Source organism: Actinospica robiniae DSM 44927 (genome assembly GCF_000504285.1).
GTDB classification, from domain to species: Bacteria; Actinomycetota; Actinomycetes; order Streptomycetales; family Catenulisporaceae; genus Actinospica; species Actinospica robiniae.
On sequence record NZ_KI632511.1, the window covers coordinates 2715485 to 2728835 of the forward strand.

8 protein-coding genes are annotated in these 13351 nt (G+C 70.8%); 7 read left to right on the plus strand and 1 reads right to left on the minus strand.

The genetic code is table 11. The annotated features are described in order from the left end of the window. Window positions 1-272 precede the first annotated feature (272 nt). The 6 genes from ACTRO_RS11630 to thrS all read left to right on the plus strand — a co-directional run bounded on the left by ACTRO_RS11630 (window position 273) and on the right by thrS (window position 10786). Window positions 273-1715, plus strand: a complete 1443-nt coding sequence (locus ACTRO_RS11630; RefSeq protein WP_051450671.1) for an arabinofuranosidase catalytic domain-containing protein — start codon at window positions 273-275, stop codon at window positions 1713-1715. A 74-nt stretch (window positions 1716-1789) separates the two neighbouring features. Beyond that, entirely contained in the window at window positions 1790-5080 is a 3291-nt protein-coding gene (locus tag ACTRO_RS11635) for a serine/threonine-protein kinase (protein ID WP_157436069.1), read from the plus strand. Between the two features lie 126 nt (window positions 5081-5206). After that, on the plus strand, window positions 5207-6736 hold the full coding sequence (locus tag ACTRO_RS11640; RefSeq protein ID WP_034274347.1) for a Re/Si-specific NAD(P)(+) transhydrogenase subunit alpha: 1530 nt from the start codon (window positions 5207-5209) through the stop codon (window positions 6734-6736). A 3-nt stretch (window positions 6737-6739) separates the two neighbouring features. Then, window positions 6740-8143: a Re/Si-specific NAD(P)(+) transhydrogenase subunit beta gene (gene pntB, locus ACTRO_RS11645; protein ID WP_034263178.1), complete on the plus strand. Its 1404-nt coding sequence runs from the start codon at window positions 6740-6742 to the stop codon at window positions 8141-8143. Between the two features lie 186 nt (window positions 8144-8329). Further along, window positions 8330-9328, plus strand: a complete 999-nt coding sequence (locus ACTRO_RS11650) for an arabinan endo-1,5-alpha-L-arabinosidase (RefSeq protein WP_084316176.1) — start codon at window positions 8330-8332, stop codon at window positions 9326-9328. Between the two features lie 204 nt (window positions 9329-9532). Continuing rightward, complete coding sequence (thrS, locus tag ACTRO_RS11655) at window positions 9533-10786, plus strand: threonine--tRNA ligase (RefSeq protein WP_034263179.1); 1254 nt, start codon at window positions 9533-9535, stop codon at window positions 10784-10786. On the opposite strand, the gene ACTRO_RS11660 is transcribed toward thrS, so the two are convergent. Continuing rightward, complete coding sequence (locus ACTRO_RS11660) at window positions 10775-11491, minus strand: thiaminase II/PqqC family protein (RefSeq protein WP_051450673.1); 717 nt, start codon at window positions 11489-11491, stop codon at window positions 10775-10777. The genes thrS and ACTRO_RS11660 overlap by 12 nt on opposite strands. 206 nt (window positions 11492-11697) lie before the next feature. On the opposite strand from ACTRO_RS11660, the gene efeU reads away from it, so the two are divergent. Further along, a complete protein-coding gene (efeU, locus tag ACTRO_RS44830; RefSeq protein WP_211244200.1) occupies window positions 11698-13329 on the plus strand; it encodes an iron uptake transporter permease EfeU in 1632 nt (543 codons plus the stop codon). Window positions 13330-13351 lie beyond the last annotated feature (22 nt).

The window sequence follows — 13351 nt, forward strand, 5'->3', positions numbered from 1 at the left end:
TGGGTCCTGAATCACCCCGGGACCGGCTCGCGAGCCCACACCATTCCGCGACGCAGGGCCCTGGCACAAACCGATGACACGTCACGGCCGCTCGGCCGCGCACCCCTTGATCCGGCGACGGCGACGCCACCGCGGCGCCGCGCCGCGCTCCGCCCTGCCCGCGCGACCGGCCGACCGCTCACCGACCCGACGGAGGTCCACGTGCTCGCCCTCTCCACCGTCCGCCGACGCGCGCGTCTGCTGGTGCGCTGCTGCTGGCGCTCGCGATAGCAGTGCCGTTATCCGGTACGACCGCCACCAGAGCCGCCGCCGCGGCCTCGACCCTGCCCTGCGACATCTTCGCCTCGGCCGGAACGCCGTGCGAGGCCGCGTACAGCACCACCCGCGCGCTGTTCGCCTCCTACAACGGCTCGCTCTACCGGATCCAGCGGGCTTCGGACGGCAGCACCCTGAACGTCGCGCCGAAGTCGGCCGGCGGCGTGGCGAACTCCGCGCCGCAGGTCTCCTTCTGCAACGGCACCACCTGCACCATCACCCTGATCTACGATCAGACCGCCAACGGCAACAACCTGCCCGTCTCCCCCGGCAAGTCCTGCTCCGGCTGCTCCAACGGCCTCGGCGGCCCCGCCGCGAACCGCGCCGACATCGGCGCGAACGCCATGGCGCTGCCGGTCACCGTCGGCGGCCAGACGACGTACGGCGCACTGTTCAACGCCGTCGGCACCGGCTACCGGAACAACGCCGCCAAGAACGTGCCCACCGGCTCGCAGCCCGAGGGCGTCTACATGCTGACCTCGTCCAACCTCACGAGCGGCAGCTGCTGCTTCGACTTCGGGTCGGCCGAGACCAACGACAGCGACGACGGCAACGCGACCATGAACGCGATCTACTACGGCACCGCCTGCTGGACCGGCAACTGCACCGGCGTCGGCCCGTGGGTCGGCGGCGACCTCGAGAACGGCATGTACTTCAGCGACACCGGCAACAACCCGGCGAGCATCCCGAGCGAGACCGGTTCCTTCCTCACCGCGTGGGAGAAGAACAACGGCACGACCAACTTCACCCTGAAGTACGGCAACGGCCAGTCCGGCGGCCTGACCACGGCGTACTCGGGCGCGCTGCCGAGCGGCTACAACCCGATGAAGGTGCAGAACTCGATCGAGCTCGGCACCGGCGGCGACAACAGCGACCTGGGCAAGGGCGAGTTCTTCGAAGGCGCCGTCACCGCGGGCTACCCCTCCGACGCGACCGAGAACGCCGTCCAGGCCAACGTCGTCGCGGCCGGCTACGCCGACAACACCACCGCGTTCTCCACGAATGTCTCGGTGGTCAGTCTCAAGGCGCACGCCAACAGCAAGTACGTGGACGCCGCGAACAGCACGACCTCGCTGATCGCGGACGCCGCCTCGATCGGCAAGGCGGAGACCTTCGAGATGGTCACCGGCACTGACGGCACAGTGAACCTGAAGTCCTTGAACGACAACCAATGGGTCACCGCCGAGAGCGACGGCGCCTCGCCGCTGATCGCCAACCGCACCGCGATCGGCCCTTGGGAGACCTTCGACCTGATCGCGAACGGCAACGGCAGCGTGAGCCTCCGCGCCCACGCGGACGACGACTACGTCACCACGCCCAACTCCGGCACCTCGCCCCTGATCGCGAGTCAGGCCTCGATCTCCACCTCGTCAGAGCAGTTCGATCTGATCTTCGACTGACGCCCCGTCGCCCCTCTCCGGCCGACCGGGCATAGTAGGAGCGTCGGAGAGGGGCGAACGTGGAACATGGAACGTTGCTAGCCGGTCGGTACGAGGTCGGCGAGCGTCTGGGGCGCGGAGGCATGGGCGAGGTCTGGTCCGCCCGTGACAGAGTGCTGCAACGCGATGTCGCGCTCAAGCTGCTGCCGCTGGGTGAAGGCTCGGCCGCGGACCTGACCGCGCGCTTCGAGCGGGAGGCGGTCGCGGCGGCGCAGATCAATCACCCGAACGTGGTCGCGCTCTACGACCGGGGCGTGCACGACGGCACGCTCTTTCTGACCATGGAGCTGGTCGACGGGGTTCCGCTCAGCGCCCTGATCAAGACCTCCGGCGTGCTGCCGCCGGACCGCGCGCTGGAGCTCGCGGAGCAGGTCTGCGCCGCGTTGGAGGCGACGCACGCGGCCGGCGTCGTGCATTTCGACATCAAGCCGCGCAATGTGATGATCACAACCGCGGGCGTCGCCAAGGTCGTGGACTTCGGCATCGCGGGATTCCTGCAGGCGCGGCGCCTTTCGGTGGTCGACTCCTCGCGGCTGGCTCCGGCCGCGACGCTCGAGTACGCGGCGCCGGAGCAGCTCACCGCGGAACGCGGGGATGCGCGCTCTGACTTGTACGCGCTCGGCGGCGTGCTGTTCACCATGCTCACCGGGCGCGCGCCGTTCACCGGTGACACGGCGTGGGAAGTCATGGCCGCCAAGGCCACCACCGACGCGCCACGGCTGGAGCTGGCGCGGCCCGGGACGCCGCCCCCGCTCGCCGACCTGGTCGCGCGTTTGCTGGCGCGTGCACCCGAGGCACGTCCGCAGAGCGCGTGGGAGGTGCGCGAACGGCTGGCCGAACTCCGCACGGGCGTGAGCGATCCGGGCACGACCTCGATCGAGGCCCTGTCCGCGCCGCCCACCGAACGCCAACGACCCTCCGGGCCGGTCGGGGGCGGCGGTCCGCGCCAGCTCCCGCCGGACACCGGCCTGTTCACCGGACGCGCCCGGGAGCTCGAGACCCTGCTCGCGCTCTCGCAGCAGACGCGCACCGCGGGCGCCGCCGGGACGGTCGTGATCTCGGCGATCGACGGGATGGGCGGCATCGGCAAGACCGCACTGGCCATCCGCGCTGCGCACCGGCTCGCCCCGAACTATCCGGACGGCCAGCTGTTCCTGGACCTGTACGGGTTCACCCAGGGCACCGCGCCCCGGGATCCGGGCGACGCGCTGGCCGCCCTGCTCGGCGGTCTCGGCGTGCCGCCGCAGAAGATCCCCGCGGACACCGACTCGCGCGCCGCCTACTACCGAGACCGGCTGGCCGGCAGCCGCACCCTCATCCTGCTCGACAATGCCGCCGACGAGGCGCAGGTCAGACCGCTGCTACCGGCTACCGAGGCCTGCCTCGTCCTGGTCACCAGCCGTCGGCGCCTCAAGGCCCTGGACGACGCACTGCCGCTGCCGCTCGACGTGCTGCCGCAGCCGGAAGCCGTCGCGTTGCTGCGCAAAGCCGCCCGCCTCGGCGAGCATGAGCGCGAGCAGGACCAGCCGCTGCTGGAGCAGGCAGCCGAGTTGTGCGGCCACCTCCCGCTTGCGCTGCTGATCGCCGGAGCCCTGCTGCGCACCGGCGGCGAGGCCTGGAACCTGAGCATCCTGATCGACCGGCTGACCGCGCGTCGTCCCGGCCAGGAGCTCGCGGCCTACACGGACGAGACGCGCAGCGTGGAAGCGGTGTTCGATCTCTCCTACCGGCAGCTGCCCGAGGATCTGCAGTTGCTGTTCCGACGGCTGGGCCTGCATCCTGGCCCGGAGATCGACGCGCACGCGGCCGCGGCGTTGCTCGACAGCGACCCGGACACCGCCGCACGGGCGCTCCAGCGGCTCGCCGATCACAGCCTGCTGATCGCGGCCGGCCCCGGCCGCTACCGCCTCCACGACCTGATCCGCGCCCACGCCCGATCCCTAGCGGTGACCCTAGACCCGGAGGCCGAGCGGGCGGCGCCCATGGACCGGCTGCTGCGCTACTACGCCCACACCGCGCAGCGCGCCACGCTGCTCGTCGCCCGCCACCCCAGGCCCGAACCTGACGGCGCGTCACCCTCGTACTCCCCCGCACTGTCCGACCCGGAAGCCGCCCGCTCGTGGTTGCGCACCGAACACGCCAACCTGGACGCGGCGTTCACCCACGCCCACGCCGAGGGCCGCGATATACAGACGTCGCTGGCCGCCGGGCTGGCTGAGATCCTGCTCAGCGACGGTCCCTGGAGCCGCGCCCTCGACATCCACCAAGCAGCCGCCCAGGCCGCAGACGCCCAGGGCGATCGGGTCGCGCAATCCGCAGCCCTGACCGACCTCGGCCGTGTACGTCAGCTGATCGGCGACTATCCGGGCGCGGGCGAAGCCATCGAGCGGGCACTGGAGATCTCCCGGGCGGCCGGCGATCGTTCCGGCGAAGCCAACGCCCTCAACGACCTCGGCCGAGTGCGCTACATGACCGGGGACTACGCCGAATCCATGCAGGCCCACGCGGGCGCGTTGGCGCTCTACCGCGAGCTCGGCCACCGCCACGGCGAAGCCACCGCGCTCAACGACCTGGGTGAGATGCAGTACCTCAGCGGCGAGAACGCGGCAGCTGCGGAAACCCTCACCCGAGCCCTGGAGATCTTCCGCGAGCTCGGCCACCGTCACGGCGAAGCCACCGCGCTCGCCAGCCTCGGCAACCTCCGGCACCTGCTCGGCGACTTCCCCGGCGCGATCGAGGCCCTCGGCCATGCGCTGGAGAGCTACCGCGAGCTCGGCCTGCGCCTCGGCGAAGCCAACGCCCTGACCATGCTGGGTCAGGTGCAGCTCGAGACCGGCGACCTCACCGCCGCCGCTACCTCCCTCGTCGACGCCATGGAGATCTGCCGCGCGGCCGGCCACCGCGGAGGCGAGGCCAACGCCCTGACCAATCTCGGCCGGGTACGGCAGGCGGACGGGGACTACGCGGGCGCCGTCGCCGCCCTCGAACAGGCCCTGGAGAACTACCGGGAGCTCGGCGACCGCGGCAACGAGTCCTGGGCGCTGAACCACTTCGCCTCCGCCCTCGCCGCGTCCGGCCGCCGCGTGCGCGCGTTCGAGCTCTACCAGCAGGCCCGGGCCATGAACCGGGAGCTGGACAAGCCCGACGACGAGGCGGTCGCGCTCGAAGGGCTCGCCGACCACTACCAGGCCGAGGGAGACAACGATCAGGCCGCCGCGCGGCTGCGGGAGGCCCTGACGATCTACGAGCGTATCGGCATGCACGCCGACGCCAAGTGCATCAGGGATCGACTCCTGTCTTTCGTCTCTTCGCGGCTTAGGGGATGACGACGCGAAATACAAGTCTTGGATCGGCGTCCCGAGTTTCTTTAAGGTGCTCTCACCAGCCCTGCCGCATTCGACCCATGGCAGGACACGATCGAGACCCGCTTGAGGAGGGCTCGAACCATGAACATGCGCATCGGAGTGCCCCGGGAGCGCCTGGCCGGCGAGACACGCGTGGCGGCGACTCCGCGAACCGTCGAGCAACTGCGCGCCCTGGGCTACGAAGTGATCATCGAAGCCGACGCGGGTACGCTCTCGTCCTTCCCGGACGAGGCGTACACCGCGGCCGGAGCGAGCATCGGCGGCGCGGACGAGGCCTGGGCCGCCGACGTCGTCCTGAAGGTGAACGCGCCGGACGCGGCGGAGATCGAGCAGACCCACGAGGGGCTCACCCTCGTCTCCCTGCTCGCCCCGGCCTTCAACCCCGACCTGGTCGAGGCCCTCTCGGCCCGGCCGATCACCGTGCTGGCGATGGACGCGGTTCCGCGCATCTCCCGCGCGCAGTCCCTGGACGTGCTCAGCTCCATGGCCAACATCGCCGGCTACCGCGCCGTGATCGAGGCCGCCCACGTCTTCGGGCGCTTCTTCACCGGCCAGGTCACCGCCGCCGGCAAGGTGCCCCCGGCCAAGGTGCTGATCGCCGGGGCCGGCGTGGCCGGACTCGCCGCGATCGGCGCGGCCAGCAGCCTCGGGGCCATAGTGCTGGCCACCGACCCGCGCCCCGAGGTCGCCGACCAGGTCAAGTCGCTCGGCGGCGAGTACCTCGCAGTGCAGTCGGCCGAGGCGGAGGTCTCCGCGAGCGGCTACGCCAAGGAGATGTCGCAGGACTACAACACCCTGGCCGCCCGGCTCTACGCCGCCCAAGCACCCGAGGTCGACATCATCGTCACCACCGCGCTCATCCCCGGCCGCCCGGCACCGAGGCTGATCACCGCGGAGATGGTCGCCTCGATGCGCTCCGGCAGCGTCATCGTGGACATGGCCGCGGCCCAGGGCGGCAACGTCGAGGGCACCCGGGCCGGCGAGGTCGTGGTGACCGGCAACGGCGTGACGATCATCGGATACACCGACCTGGCCGGACGGCTGCCCGCGCAGGCCTCGCAGCTCTACGGCACCAACCTGGTCAACCTGATGAAGCTGCTCACCCCGGGCAAGGACGGCGCGCTCGTGCTCGACCTCGAGGACGTGGTCCAGCGCGGCATCACGGTCGTGCACCGCGGCGAGAAGCTGTGGCCGCCGCCCGCGGTGCAGGTCTCGGCCGCGCCCGCGGCCCCGGTGGCGGCCGTGGCGGCCAAGCCGGAGAAGCCGAAGATGTCGCACACCCGGAAGCTGACCCTCACCGGGATCGGGATCCTCGCGCTGTGGCTGGTCAACGCGTTCGCGCCGGCGCCGCTGCCGGAGCACTTCACGGTGCTGATGCTGGCGACCGTGATCGGCTACTACGTCATCGGCAAGGTGCACCACGCGCTGCACACGCCGCTGATGTCGGTCACCAACGCGATCTCCGGGATCATCGTGGTCGGCGCGATGCTGCAGATCGGCAGCGACAGCACGGTGATCCGGGTGCTCTCCTTCGTGGCGATCCTGCTCGCCTCCATCAACATCTTCGGCGGATTCGCCGTGACCCGCCGCATGCTCGGCATGTTCTCGAAGGGCTGATCCGTGACCGCGCAGAGCATCGCCGACGCCGCGTACATCATCGCGGCCCTGCTGTTCATCCTCACCCTCGCCGGGCTCTCCAAGCACGAGACCTCGCGCCAGGGCATCGTCTACGGCATCGCCGGCATGGCCGTGGCGCTGGCCGCCACCATAGGGGTGGCGGTGCACAACGCCGCGGCCATCGCGGTCACCCTGCTCGTGGTGGCCATGGCCTGCGGCGCCGTGATCGGCCTGTGGCGGGCGAAGATCGTGGCGATGACCGGGATGCCGGAACTCATCGCCCTGCTGCACAGCTTCGTCGGCCTCGCCGCCGTGCTCGTCGGCTGGGACGGCTACTACTCGGTCGAGCACGATGGCGCGCAGACCGAGTTCACCGGCTCACTGCTGCACATCCACCACGCCGAGGTCTTCATCGGCGTGTTCATCGGCGCGGTCACCTTCACCGGCTCGATCGTCGCCAACCTCAAGCTCTCCGCCCGGATCAAATCCGCGCCGCTGATGCTGCCCGGCAAGAACCTGCTCAACCTCGGCGCGCTCGCCGCGTTCGCCGTGCTGACCGGCTTCTTCGTCGGCTCGCCCAGCCTCGGGCTGCTGGTCGCGGTCACCGTGGTCGCACTCGCCCTCGGCTGGCACCTGGTCGCCTCCATCGGCGGCGGCGACATGCCGGTGGTGGTCTCGATGCTCAACAGCTACTCCGGCTGGGCCGCGGCCGCCTCCGGCTTCCTGCTCGACAACAACCTCCTGATCGTCACCGGCGCGCTCGTCGGCTCCTCCGGCGCGTACCTGTCCTACATCATGTGCCAGGCGATGAACCGCTCCTTCATCTCGGTGATCGCCGGCGGCTTCGGCATCGAGGCGCCCACCGGCACGCAGGCCGACCTCGGCGAGTACCGCGAAGTCACCTCCACCGAGGTCGCCTCGCTGCTGACCAACGCCAAATCAGTGGTCATCACACCCGGCTACGGCATGGCCGTCGCCCAGGCCCAGTACCCCGTCGCCGACCTCACCTCACGCCTTCGCGAACGCGGCGTCCAGGTGCGCTTCGGCATCCACCCCGTCGCCGGCCGCCTGCCCGGGCATATGAACGTCCTGCTGGCCGAAGCGAAGGTCCCCTACGACATCGTCCTCGAAATGGACGAGATCAACGACGACTTCGCCGAAACCTCCGTGGTCCTCGTCATCGGCGCCAACGACACCGTCAACCCGTCCGCCGCCGAAGACCCCGGCTCCCCCATCGCCGGCATGCCGGTACTGCGGGTGTGGGAGGCCTCGGACGTCGTGGTGTTCAAGCGCTCGATGGCCGCCGGCTACGCGGGCGTGCAGAACCCGCTGTTCTTCCGGGAGAACAGCCAGATGCTGTTCGGCGACGCCAAGACCATGGTCGAAGAGGTCTTGCGCGCGATCTGACGCCGCCCGACGCGGCCTGACGCGTCTTCAGAAGGGGCGGTGGACCGGCGGCCGGCGGCCGTGCGGTCCACCGCCCCTGAAACTTTCGAAGCCCTGTTTGCTGAAGCGCCGCATTCTCCGTACGTTCCGTTGGGAGCGTTCACGGCAACGGAGCCGGGGACGCGCTCACCGGAAACGGAGACGCACTTGACCACCCACCGAGCCCGGCTCTCCGTCGCACTCCTGCTCCTGACCGCGCTCGCCACCCTGGCCGCCGCGCTGCTGCCGGCCGGGCGCGCGAGCGCCGCGACCTATCCGAACCCCGAGACCATCAGCGGCTCCACCTACGCCCACGACCCGTCGATGGTCAAGACCTCCGCCGGCCGCTACTTCCTGTTCTACACCGGCGGCGGCATCGAGATCAGCACCTCTACCAACCGCACCAGTTGGAGCGCGGACGGCCAGGTGCTCTCCGGCGGAGCCACGTGGGCCAAGGCCTACGGCGGCTGGAACGACCTGTGGGCGCCCGACGTCTCGTACCACAACGGCGTGTACTGGCTCTACTACGCCGTCTCCTCGTTCGGCTCCAACGTCTCCGCGATCGGCCTGGCCACCAGCACCACCGCCGCGCCCGGATCCTGGACGGACAAGGGCCTGGTCTACTCGTCGTCGAGTTCGAGCAACTACAACGCGATCGATCCGGCGCTGGTGGTGGACACCTCCGGCAAGTGGTGGCTGTCCTTCGGCTCGTTCTGGTCGGGCATCAAGATGATCCAGATCGACCCCTCCACCGGCAAGCAGCTCGCGAGCAACACCACCCGCTACAACATCTCCGAGCGGCCGAGCCCGGATGCGGAGGAGGCCAGCTACGTCTATCCGCACGGCGGCTACTACTACCTGTTCACTTCCTTCGACTACTGCTGCAAGGGCACGAGCAGCACGTACCGGATCATGGTCTCCCGCGCCACCAGCATCACCGGCCCGTACGCGGACGAGAGCGGCGTGGCCGCGATGTCCGGCGGCGGGACGCAGATCCTGGGGACGCACGGGTACGTGATCGGCCCGGGCGGCCAGACGGTCCTGCACGACACCGACGGCGACGTGCTCGTCTACCACTACTACAGCGGCAACCTCAACGGCACCGCGCAGCTCGGACTCAATCACCTGACCTGGGGTTCGAACGGCTGGCCCACGGTGACGAGCTGAAACACCTGGTCGCGGCGCGGTGCGTGCTGTTAGACTCGACACCGTGAATCAGCGACCCCTGCACCTGCAGACGACGACGCCGGAGCTTGTCCCGGCGCGCTGACTTCCGTCACCTTTCTCGAAGCCCCGGGGCGAGCGGCCCCGGGGCTTCGTCGTTCTCACGTTTCCCGTGGCCGTGCGCCCTTCTCACCGCAGGAGGCCACCATGAACGACCACCGCAAGCTCGGCCGTGAACTCGGCATCTTCGACACCGACCCGCTGATCGGCGCGGGTCTGCCCTATTGGCTCCCGGACGGCGCGGCCGTGCGCCACGCGCTCGAGGAGTACGTGCGCGAGTTGGAGCGGCGCGCCGGCTATCAGCACGTGTACTCGCCGGTGCTCGGGAAACGCGAGCTTTACGAGATCTCCGGCCACTGGTCGCACTACAGCCAGGACATGTATCCGCCGATGGAGGTCGGCGGCGAGCAGCTCGTGCTTCGCCCAAGCCTGTGCCCGCACCACGCCGTGATCTACCGGTCCCGCGCGCACAGCTACCGCGAGCTGCCGCTGCGGATGGCGGAACTGGGCGGCATGTACCGGATGGAGCGCTCGGGCGTCCTCGGCGGCCTCAACCGGGTGCGCGCCATCCAGCTCAACGACGCGCACGTCTTCTGCCGCGAGGACCAGGTCGAGCAGGAGGCGAGGGCCGCGCTGGCTCTCATCGGGGAGGCGCACCGCGCGCTGGGCATCGTGGGCGCGCGCTACCGGCTCTCTCTGCCCGGCCCGGGCGCCAAGTACGTGGACAACCCGGCGATGTGGAGCCGTTCGATCGCATTGCTGCGCGAGATCCTGGCGGCGTCCGAGCTCGACTACGAGGAGGCCGAGGGCGAGGCGGCGTTCTACGGCCCGAAGATCGACGTGCAGCTGGCCGACAGCGCCGGCCGCGAGTTCAGCCTGTCCACCGTCCAGGTCGACTTCCATCAGCCGGAGCAGTTCGACCTGCACTACATCGGCGCGGACGGCAACAAGCACCGGCCGGTGATGGTGCACCGCAGTGTCATCGGCAGCATCGAGCGCGCCATCTCACACGTGCTCGAGGTGCACGCGGGCAAGTTCCCGGCGTGGCTGGCTCCGGTCCAGGTGGCCGTCCTCCCGCTCAGCGACGCGGAACTCCCGTACGCACAGGCCATCCGCGACCGCTGCCTGGAGCGGGGTCTGCGCGTCGAGCTCTACGCTCCGGACCGCGGCAGTCTCGGAGCCCGCATCCGCGAGGCCCGGCTGGTGCCGTATCAGGCCGTGGTCGGCGCGAGCGAAGCAGCGAGCGGCGACATCTCGCTGCGCCTGCGGGACGGGCGGCGGCTCGCGGCGATGAAGATCGAGCACGTACTCGCGCGCGTGCTCGAGCAGATCGCCCGCCGGGACGGCGCGCGACTCTGGGACGAAGAGCCGGCCGCGTCCGCGCCGAAGTCAGGCGAGTGACGTGAGTGCGCGGGCGTCGGCATCGACGAGGTCGGGCGCGCACTCGTCGGCGACGGTGTTCCAGAACATCAGCTCGTACGACTGGAACAGCCGGCCGTAGATGAAGGCTTCCTCGCTGTCCCGCCCCGCGTCGATCCCGGCCTGGAGTGCGTCGGCCGCCAGGTCCTCGATGTCCGGGGCCGGGGCGGCGAAGAAGTCGAAGAAACCGCACGCCTCGTCGTCGAACCCGTACTGTTCGCGCATGGCGGCGGCCACGGCGCCGCAGTATCCGCCCCACGCGGCGAAGTTCGCCAGCAGCGCGACGATCACGTCGGCGGGTTCGGCGTAGAGGCAGAGCCAGGCCACGTACGCCGGATACGCCTGGCAGCCCGCCTTGGGCTGGTAGGCCCGGAGCATGGCCGGGGACATGCCGATCGCGGTGCGCAGCGCGGCGAGCCGGCTCAGCGCCAGCGCCTCGCCGTCGGCGAGGGCGGAGAACAGCCGCCGGCTGTGCGGTTCGGCGCAGCGGCCGGCGACGGTCAGGAAGCTGCGCCAGTCGCTGTGCACGATGCGCGTCTCCTCCGCCGCGATGGTCGCGAACACCGAGCGCGGCGCCCGGCCGGAGGCGAGCAGCGGCAGCAGCCGGTTGCCGCCCTCGGCCGGCGCGAGCGTCCCGCGGGCCATGGCGAGCACGTCGCGCGCTGAGCGGGCCGAGGTGAGCAGCATGGAGCCTTCTTCCGTCGCCGGGCGCTGCGCCGAACCGCAGTCGGCGAACAGCCTAAATCAGGACACATCGGAAACCGCGTCAGCCCGCGCCGGGCCGCGCCCGGCGGCCACTGCGCCGGGCGGACGGGGGCGCGTGAGGGAACGCGCGCCCTGTCGGCTAACCTAGGTTAGGCATACCTTAATAAGGACTGCCTACCCTTATCGAATTGGACGGGACGCTCGCGATGCTGCCTACCTTCGTCATCGGCCTGCGGGAAGGACTCGAGGCCTCGCTCATCGTCGGGATCATCGCGGCCTTCCTCAGCCGGCAGGGCCGCCGCGATCTGCTGCGCTGGGTCTACCTCGGCGTCGGCCTCGCGGTGCTGCTGTGCATCGGGGTGGGCGCCACGCTCGAAGCGGTCTCGGCCGACCTGCCGCAGCGTCAGCAGGAGGGCCTCGAGACGGTCGTGGGTGTGCTGGCCGTCGGCATGGTCACGTACATGGTCGTGTGGATGAAGCAGCACTCGCGCGAACTCAAGCGGCAGCTCGAGGGGCTGGCCGCGGAGGCGATGGGCGAGGGCGGCGGACGCGGCGGCCGGGCGATGGTGGTGATGGCCTTCCTCGCCGTGCTGCGCGAGGGCTTCGAGACCGTCGTGTTCCTGCTCGCCGCGTTCAACGAGAACAACGGCGGCACGGCCGAGGCGGCCGGCGGCGCGGTGGCCGGCATCCTGCTCGCGGTGCTGCTGGGCTACGGGATCTACCGCGGCGGGGTCAAGCTCAACCTCTCCAAGTTCTTCCGCGGCACCGGGATCGTGCTGGTCCTGGTCGCGGCCGGGCTCGTGGTCACGGCGCTGCACACCGCGCACGAGGCGGGCTGGCTGGACGCGGGGCAGAGCTCGACGGTGGACCTGACCTGGCTGGTGTCTCCCGGCTCGGTCCAGTCCGCGCTGCTGACCGGCATGCTCGGGGTGCAGGAGCACCCGGTGCTGATCGAGGTGATCGGCTGGTTCGCCTACCTGGTCCCGGTGGGCGCGTTCGTGGCCTGGCCGCCGAACCGGCCGGTCTCCCGGCGCGCGCTGATCAAGGGCGGCTCGGCGCTGGCCGGGCTCGGCGTCCTGGCGACGGCGCTGCTGGTCGCCTTCGCCCCGTCCGCCCCCGCCGCGGATCCGGCCACCAGCGCGGGCTCCTTCAGTGCGCAGCTCGCCGGCACGCCCGGCCAGACGGCCGTGGTGCGGACGATCGCGCAGAGCCCGGCGGGCGGCACGTCCGGCTCCGCCGCGACGTCGATCACCCTGCACCGCAGCGGATCCGCGCAGCACGCCGGGCTCGCCGCCGACGTCTACACGGCCACCGTGCCCGGCGGCGCGTCGGCGAGCCGGCCGGCGCAGCTGACGTTCGAGCAGGTCGCCGCGCTCAACGGGGGCAGGCTGCCGCTGGGCGTGCGCACGACCGACGCGAACGCGACGGTGCAGGTGCACTACACCGACAGCAGCGTGCTGACCGCGTGGGTCGAGCCGCGCACCGGCCGCGTCCTCGACCTGCGCTGGACCGAAAGCGTGCTCGCCACCCTGACGGGCACTCAGGTCGGCACGGTTCCGCTGGACAGCCCCGTCGCCACCGGTACGGCCGCGATGCCGGCGGCCGACTCGGCCGCCGCCGCGTCGGCCGCTCGCGCGGATCTGACGGCCCTGGACCGGCATTCCGGCCTGGCCGAGGGCGCGGAGGCAGCCGGCACCCTCGCCGTGCTCGCCTTGCTGGGCACGGCCGCGCTGGTGCTGACGGAGCGTCGGAAGCGTGAGCGCGTCGCGGTGACGCACGTCACCCGCGCCCCGGCCGCGTCGACTGCCGATCAGGTCTGACTTAGGCTAGCCTTACCTAACA